The sequence below is a fragment of the Chlamydiota bacterium genome (assembly GCA_016178055.1).
Lineage (GTDB): Bacteria > Auribacterota > JACPWU01 > JACPWU01 > JACPWU01 > JACOUC01.
This window is the reverse complement of record JACOUC010000016.1, coordinates 1-7,655: the sequence shown is the minus strand read 5'-3', so window position 1 is coordinate 7,655 and position 7,655 is coordinate 1. Positions and strand designations below refer to the sequence as shown.

General features: G+C 44.0%; 5 protein-coding genes. 2 read left to right on the top strand and 3 right to left on the bottom strand.

The window, feature by feature from the left end:
• Positions 1-135: 135 nt before the first annotated feature.
• Entirely contained in the window at positions 136-459 is a 324-nt protein-coding gene (locus HYS07_02155) for a nucleotidyltransferase domain-containing protein (protein ID MBI1869978.1), read from the top strand.
• Positions 452-850 carry a HEPN domain-containing protein gene (locus HYS07_02150; GenBank protein MBI1869977.1) on the top strand — a complete coding sequence of 133 codons (399 nt, stop codon included), beginning with the start codon at positions 452-454 and terminating at the stop codon, positions 848-850. The genes HYS07_02155 and HYS07_02150 overlap by 8 nt, the downstream gene beginning before the upstream one ends.
• Positions 851-1,612: 762 nt before the next feature.
• Here HYS07_02150 and HYS07_02145 read toward each other — a convergent pair.
• The 3 genes from HYS07_02145 to HYS07_02135 form a co-directional block, all read right to left on the bottom strand.
• Positions 1,613-2,173, bottom strand: a complete 561-nt coding sequence (locus tag HYS07_02145; protein ID MBI1869976.1) for a nucleotidyl transferase AbiEii/AbiGii toxin family protein — start codon at positions 2,171-2,173, stop codon at positions 1,613-1,615.
• Complete coding sequence (locus HYS07_02140; protein ID MBI1869975.1) at positions 2,167-2,391, bottom strand: hypothetical protein; 225 nt, start codon at positions 2,389-2,391, stop codon at positions 2,167-2,169. Before HYS07_02140 ends, HYS07_02145 begins: the two co-directional genes overlap by 7 nt.
• Before the next feature lie 105 nt (positions 2,392-2,496).
• On the bottom strand, positions 2,497-7,655 hold a 5,159-nt coding region (locus tag HYS07_02135), incomplete at its 5' end, for a WD40 repeat domain-containing protein (GenBank protein ID MBI1869974.1).

The following is a 7,655-nucleotide window of genomic DNA, read 5'->3' as shown; positions in this document are numbered from 1 at the left end:
CATTAGGATGGAACCCTTATGTCATATTCTGAACCGAAACAAATCTTGAAGAGCCCCGTGCGGGAAATCTGCATGCGGGGATCCGTGAGGGTTCTACCTTCTGATCCCTACAAGGACAGGAGGTAGTTCTACTCGATGAAACTTCTCAAAGACCCCATTCTCAACCAATTTCAAAACCGATTGGAAAAATACAAAAAGAAAATTGATACGGTCTATCTCTTCGGTTCGAGGGCCCGAGGAGACGAACGACCGGATTCGGATTATGACCTTCTGGTTGTCGTGCCAGCTACAGATCTTAAACTCCGAGAAAAACTCTATGGTATCGCTTGGGATATTCTTTTAAAAACAGGTAGAGTTATTTCCTTTAAATTTATTCAGAAGAAAGAATTTGATCACCTCAGTAAAATTCCAACACCCTTCATGGAAAATCTTCAAAGAGAGGGAATTAAAATTGGATAAAAAATTTGAGACCTTAATCCAAGGCTATTTTACGAAGGCACAGGAAAAACTTGAGGCAGCAAAAACACTTTTTAAAACTTGTGCTTACGACGATGCTGTTTCAAGGGCATACTATGCGACTTACCATGCTGCACAAGCCATCCTCTTAACAGAAGGGCTCATAGCAGAAACACATCAAGGATTAATCAACCTTTTTGGTTTACACTTCGTCAAGACTGGCAAGTTCGAGAAAAAATATGGTCGCTTTCTATCTAGCTTGAAAGACGAACGTGAAAATGGTGACTATTCTGTTTACTCAAGCATTGATGAAATGATTGCCTCGAATGCAATCAAAGAAGCCGAAGACTTCGTTGAAGAAATGAAGCGATTCATCAAAAAAAATCTCACTTAATCAATCATCCAGATCGACTTGAGACCAGGGCTTCAGAAGAACTTTGTGAGGAAGATGAATTAATTCCCGACTTTGACAGCAAAGAGGCATTTTTTGAGATTCATCGCCCGCAACCCCAGTATTGATGTGGGGTAGTGTTTTGGAGCACGAAAAACCTGCTGAACAAAATAGAGGTATATCCCATTTTTTATGGGAAGTTGAAGGTTTCTTTGATATACACATAGGCATGTACATCAAAATCACAACCAATGGCCAAGGGCATTACCAATCTTGATGGTTTTACGTCCCTTTCGAAATAAGTTCCGCAACTCTTTCAATTTATAAAGTTTTTCCGCTTACTTTAAAGTGAGAATCTCATCCCCACAACTTTGACAAATCATCGCCTCGCTTTTGAGACCCTCAAAATGGGTCACTTGCTCTTTGTATTCTCCTTTGCATTGACATCTCATTTTCATGATCGACCTCTTTTCGTCCATCCCGTCTTCACCCTGAAAAAGGATTGTTCAACAACGATATATACGCCATAAGTCATCCTGCTTTCCCCTTCATAATACTCCAAACATAATTTTCTTGGAAAATGACAGCTAAACTATTACTCGGCTACATCGCCGTTTCGACTAACACCTTCTGCTTACGCATCCGATCGAAGCTTGTGCTGAGGCGATCAAATTTGACGGAGGATAAAATGTGGCCTTGTTTTAATTCTTCAGTCAACATTTGAATCAAAATCCTCACGACCTCAGGTATGGGTCTGGCAAATGTTCACCTCCGTCGAATAAGACTCTCCAAACGAACCCATATCTCAGGCGCCTCTTTGAGTTCACACAAAGGTTTTAAATAATTCTCAACGTGAGAAAAATCCAGCAGACTCCTCTGTCTTTCCAAAATACTTTCTATATCAGCCCAGTCCTGCGTTCGATTTGCAAACGCCTTCATGATCAGAAGATCCTCTGCAGAACAAGTCATCAAGAAAATTCCTGGAAGATATTCGAAAAGTGTCGATCGTCGAGTGATTTCTTCTTCAAAAGGAAGCCCAGCCAATGCGATGTCTATACCTACTTGTCCTGACTGCAATAACAAGACACGGTTCGACATGGCAAATTGAACTGGATCGGGGACGCGACTTGAGTATTTTGATAGAAGTGTATTGATGAAATTTTCTTCTTCACCAAACCCAGTGAGTAAGGTTACATCCACATCTTGCGTCAAACGAGGATTTCCCCATCTCTGGAGAGCGAGACCCCCAATGAAGCAAAATTTCCAGCTTTTCTCTTCGAAAAAAGATTGCAGTTCCTGAGCAACACGAATCAGAGATTTCACCATTTCAATTTCTGAAATAGTCGTTGCTGCTCAATAAGACCTGAGGTGTTAGAGGGGCCCCTCAAAAACAAGGCCGATTGAAAAGCATCCTCCAATAACTCAATACTCATTTTGGTATCCATGGCGTGAAGCTCGTCTTTCTTCAACCTGGATAAAATCTCTCCCGTTCTTTTCCAGGACTGAACCCAATTCTTCATGAGAACATGATTTGTCAGGTGCACTCTGACCTCCTAGTCTCTCATTGTAGCATTTTAGGAGAGTTAAGAAAACGGTTTTGAGACGCGGTCTGGATTCCGGCTTAAAACCTGCCGGAATGACGTGTGACGCTACATGGCCGTCTCAACCAAAAGTTTTTGTCTGTGCAGGCGGTCAAAGCTTGTGCTGAGGCGATCGAATTTGACAGGAGATAAAATGTGGCCTTCTTTTAATTCTTGTATTAATTTTTCTACTTCTTCACCTTTTACACCGAGTTTAGGAAGTTCTTGACGTAAGGCTTCGAGAAGTTGTGTAAGCTGATCTCCAGATTCGATCTTTCCTAATCTTGCATAAAGAAGGGCAAAGCTCATCATGGCATAGAAATTGGAACCATCTTTTACGGGTAAAATTTTAAGTGAGCTAGAAGCTGGAGGCTGGATGCTAGAAACATCCACCACAAAAACAATATTGTCTCGTTGGATTCCTGTCGTTTGTGTAATTTTACTTTGTATTTCTTCAAAAGGTTTTTCCTCAAAAATCTCAATTTGTTTTAATCCCATGATTTCTTGAATCAAAATCCTCACAACCTCAGGGGCCCGTCTTTCAGTCCCATTAACAGGGCGATCTGGAACGATAAAGCCAAGGCGATCCCCCTTCTTCCATAAAATCTTGGACTCTATCAGCGCTTTAAGCTGGACCCTGTGATTGAAATGAATCTTGATTTTTCCGTCGACCTCTTCCACTGCCAAATCGTCTATATTCAGAACATGGTCAATCGTATCCACAACATAAGCGGGCTCAGAGTGATCTTTAACTGTGCCCAAAACACCTTCGCCCATTTCTGTCTCCATCGCCTTTAAGTCCTCCTGCATCTCGATAGAGGCTCGAAGATAATCAATATCTGAATCCTCTGTAACTTCTTCAAACGCCCATCCGCTTGCCGAAAAATCAAAATGAATGCCTGTAATTTCTTCGATCATTTCTACCAATTTTATAAAACTTTCTCCCCTGCCCTCTGTCAATCCTTCAACCAATAAGCGCCCTAGAACTTGCGTCCTTTCAGGATTAACTCTTTGTACATCCGCTTTCGCCTTCAAAAGCCCGATCAATTCGTTCTCCATCTCCTCACGAGTAAGCGTAGTCCCCCCTCTTTTTTCTAAAGAGGGGTTGGGGGAGTTATAAGCGCTCTGAATCTCTCTTAACTGCCGTACCACCTCTTCGTTCCCCTTCTGAACCTCCATCGCCTCGTCTAAAAGCTCCAGAACACGATTGAGCAGAGGCAATTGCGAAACCGCTTCTGAAAGCTGTGGAATAAGCGACAAAATATACACCGGCTGGGCGATGGTGAGAAAGGGCCATAACAGCTTGAGAAAATCCTGGATCGCGGCGGAGGCAATTCCTGGAATAGGCGAAGGCGACGGGCTTGGAAGTGCATTGGCTGAAGCTTGTATTTTTTCAACAGGCTCAGGGGCTTTTCCCTGAGGAGTTTCCCTAACAATCTTGTCTAATCGCCACGTCTTAAGCACGCCGCCATCTAAACTTAAAAGGTTTTGCCCATCGGAAGAAATGGCAACAAATTTTCCAAAGCCCTCGGCAGGGAAAGACCGTGTTACAGTTGGACTGTCAGCCGAAGGAGTGACAGGCTCTATTCGGACACCTTGCTCCGTGACCAGAATCAAATGCTCTCCATCTTGGGTAAAAACAAGGGCTTGAAGACCTTCAACAGAAATCTCATTTAGCTTACGACCTCTTTCATTGAGAATCTGAACAGCTCCAGACGGGCCTCCAAATGCGTAGATAAAAAAACTTATACCTTTCGGAGGAGCAATCGCAGTATGACTTCCGCTTGGCCTCTCCTTATCACTCAAAGTGAATTCTAGGCCTCTCCTCTGATTAACGGTACAGCTGGTTTTATTCTGAAATAAAATCGCGATTTCCAAATCATTCGCAACAGAAAGAGCCATCACGCTTGCTCTAAATTTTGGAATAGGTTCTAGGGCGGAGCCATCCGAAGACCACCTTTCAATTTTATCATCCAAGCTTTTCGATGCAGCCACAATCTGCCCGTTTGCAAAAGCAATGGCAGTGACCTCAGAGGCAAACGGTTTCGAACCATTTCGTTTAAGCAATTCTTGATTTTTCCCCGAATCTAAAAAATCCACCCAAAAAAGGTGTCCGTCCTTTGTCCCATAAACCATCTGTTGCCCGCCTGGCAGCAACAGGCTGACACAGCCCCCAAGCTCTGAAGGATTAAGCCGCGAAGGATCAATGGATTTTTGAAGGACATAGCCTTCTTCGGCCTCTTCCACTACCTGGCTCTGGGCCCCTGTTGCAGCAGCCTGCAAATCAATCACCCTCACCCCACTCACGTCATCTCCCACCAAAATTTTATCGCCAGATTCAGAAACGGCAGACCAGAAGGTTGTGGCTCCAGCTCCCTTTTGGGCTATTTCTTTTGAAACCTTCATCGCCAAATCATAAACATGCACGGCGTCTTTTGTCTGGATAATGAGGCCCAAACCATCAGATGTAAAATGAATGCCTTGGATATCCGCGATTAAATCGTTATTTGGAGAAATAGCGACAAAGTCGGCTGATACGCCTAATTGAAATTCAGCTTTTTGCCCCGGTTGATTCACAGAAATAACGCTTACCTGTCCATTTGGCTTACCATAAACTTTCATTGTCCCGTCTTTCGACCAAACAAATGATGACGATACTTCTTCACGACTTGTAGAATGTGGTTGAGGTTTTGATTGCGTATTGATTAAAGTCACAGTGAAAAAATCTCCATCTGCAACAACATGGCACCAATTTCCATCCAGATTGAAGACGATATTCTTAATCTCACGCTCGGCTAACGACTTCCCTCCATGAAATACGTTGCTACCCTGAGTTAAATCCTGAATATCCCAAATTCTTAAAAACCCTTTCTCATCTCCAGCCGCAACCGTGAGTCCATCCGGCGAAAAACGAATCACCGTGATTGAATTTGGAAATGCATTTCCATTCTCAAATTTAAATTCTTCATGTGGACTGTCAGGTTTTTCAAGATCTCTCTTAAACATCTTCCCCTCTCTCGTCCCATAAACCACGGTCTTCCCATCCGGAGAAAGGGCCACGGCGGTGGTGTTGGGGGGAAGACTTAACGACTCGTTACCTGTGGCCGGTTGCGGGTTGCCAGTTGCCGGTTGCCGGTTACCGGGTATCAACTCTCTATTTGGGGAAGATTCAGCACTGGGGACTGGAGACTCTTCCTCCCACCCTAAACTCACAGCTTTTTGTCCAGCCAAGAAATTCTCCACCACCTGAGCCAACTGATGAGAGAGCGTTAATAATACATCGTGTTCCACAGCCATTGGTCTAGATGTTCCTGGAGAAAGTCCTGACATTTCGTCTGAGCCCGCTGACGGTTCAACCGTCTGAGAGTTTGCTGCTCCCCGCTTCCAAATCTTTACTTCATTCTTCTTTTTATCACCCTCTCCCTTTTCAGCGACAGTCACAATGCTCAAGCCATCCTCGTAACCCCTCCCACTCCCCTTTAAACTAAAGGGGAGAGTTTGCTCCCCTCTTAGTGTAAGAGGGGCTGGGGGAGTTAAAAAAGCGGCATCAAGAACGGGTGTATCTGAGGCTTGCTGATTCTGTGTAGAAGGATCACTCAAGCTTTCAATCGGCACAAGCGTCTTGGCGTCCCAGACGAGAACAGATCCATTTTCATAAGTCGCAATCATTCTCGTTCCATCTTGGGAATAAGCAATTTTTCTCACAGGAGTTCGATTCGAAAGATTTCCGCCTAAGATTTGTTTCGGAGAACCATTCGCAAGATTCCAGAAGCGGATGTAGCCATGTTCATCACCGGTGACGAGAGAATTTCCGTCGGGGGAGAAAGTGTAGGTTGAGAATTTTCCTGAAATGTTTCTGAGAACACTGGGTTGATCACTTTCAGTATTCCAAATCACAATAGAATCATCTGAAACCCTGGTGACAAGGCGTGTGCCAGAGGGAGAAAAAGATGCGTCTTTAAATTTTATATCCAAAATTCGTCTTAATGTTTTTGGGTCAAAACCTTGCTTAGTTATATCAAATAAAAAAATGTCATCAACACCCGTATTAACCAGAACATTCTGGCCATCGGAAGAAAATTGAATGGCAAGAATTTCAGCAATATTAAAAATTCCATTTATATACGTTCCTGTTTGCGTGTTCCACCATTTCACGTTCCTCATAGAATCACCTGTTACAAGCGTTCCTCCATCTGGAGAAAATGCAATAGCAGAAATAGCACCTGACCCAGAAATTCCTATGGGAGGATCTTCTTTCCCTGTTGCTACATCCAAAACTCTCACAACCCCATCTTGAGTCCCTACGGCAAACTTGTCTCCCTTCGGAGAAAAGGCGACGCAAGAGGGTTTAAATGGAAGAGCGATTGGCAGAGTAGTTTGAGTTCCACTTGCCACATCTATGAGAACCACCTCCTTCGTACTAAGCGCCAACACCACCCACCTCCCATCGGGAGAAATGGCTGAGGCAGTGACGTTTTCGTAAGGAGTTAACCGCGGCGTCATAACTTCAAAGCTAGATTCTTCGGGCTCGGCCCTCAGAATGACAGAGGAGGGGTTGTCATCCTGAGCGGAGCGAAGGATCTGGTTTTCCATCACCCAACTCTTCGAAGCTTCACCCTGAGCCTCCGTCACAATCTCTTGTTGAATGATCACATGCCCTTTCTCCGTTCCCATGATAAGCTGATTTCCACGACAAAGAATGGCAGTGCACTTCCCTTTCCCAGATGGAAAACCCCTCATCAAAAGTTGATTTTGTTCCATGTCCCAAATTTTAATTTTTTTGTCCACAGCCATGATGAAATATTTTCCATCGCTAGAAAAGGAGGCGGCGTGCAGGTCTCTTCCTATAGATTTATCGACCATTACTAGGCGATCATACTCGTCCATTCGCTCAAACCTAGAATCAAACCTAGGCCTTCTTACTCGATCATAAACGGGACTAGGAAGAAGATTTCCTGTCTTAACATTCCAAACTTTTACAGAAAAAAACTGACTCGTTATTATGTTATCTTCACGAACCGTGTTTCTCAGAATGACTGCATTTCCAACTGTAACCACCTTTGTTCCATCTGGAGAGAAGGACGATTGACCCGGCCATCGGCTATTATCATCTCCAAAATCAAGATGGGCTCGATCGCCTGAAAGTTCTGGATCTTTAAGAGGAACGGAACTTGTCGTCGCCTCATTCTTAATTTCAAGCATCCCCTTGCGTGTCGGTCCCCCTGGCT

Bases quoted from the DNA above. Each gene is read 5' to 3' on its own strand.
- HYS07_02155 (MBI1869978.1), top strand. From the start codon at position 136: ATGAAACTTCTCAAAGACCCCATTCTCAACCAATTTCAAAACCGATTG.
- HYS07_02145 (MBI1869976.1), bottom strand. From the start codon at position 2,173: ATGGTGAAATCTCTGATTCGTGTTGCTCAGGAACTGCAATCTTTTTTC.